At 67.8% G+C, this 569-nt stretch carries 1 protein-coding gene; it reads left to right on the plus strand.

Annotation, left to right across the window (positions count from 1 at the left end):
- Nucleotides 1–569: aldehyde dehydrogenase family protein (locus tag HA630_RS00440; RefSeq protein WP_166832016.1), on the plus strand; the 569-nt coding region annotated here is incomplete at both ends.

Genomic DNA, 569 nt, shown 5'->3' on the forward strand with positions numbered 1-569 from the left:
GGCCGCGTGGCGCTGGCCAGCACCGCCGAGGTGAACGCCGCCGTGGCCGCCGCGCAGGCCGCCTTCCCGGCCTGGGCCGACACCTCGCCGCTGCGGCGGGCGCGCATCATGTTCAAGTTCCTGGAGCTGCTCAACCAGCACAAGGACGAGCTGGCCGCCATGATCACCGCCGAGCACGGCAAGGTGTTCACCGACGCGCAGGGCGAAGTCACCCGCGGCATCGAGATCGTGGAATTTGCCACCGGCATTCCGCAGCTGCTCAAGGGCGACTACACCGAGCAGGTCTCCACCGGCATCGACAACTGGACCATGCGCCAGTCGCTGGGCGTGGTGGCGGGCATCACCCCGTTCAACTTCCCCGTGATGGTGCCGATGTGGATGTTCCCCGTGGCCATTGCCTGCGGCAACACCTTTGTGCTCAAGCCCAGCCCCATCGACCCGTCGCCCTCGCTGTTCATTGCCGACCTGCTGAAACAGGCCGGCCTGCCCGACGGCGTGTTCAACGTGGTGCAGGGCGACAAGGAAGCCGTGGACGCGCTGCTGGACCACCCGGACGTGAAGGCGGTGAG

The organism is Aquabacterium sp. A08, assembly GCF_011742065.1.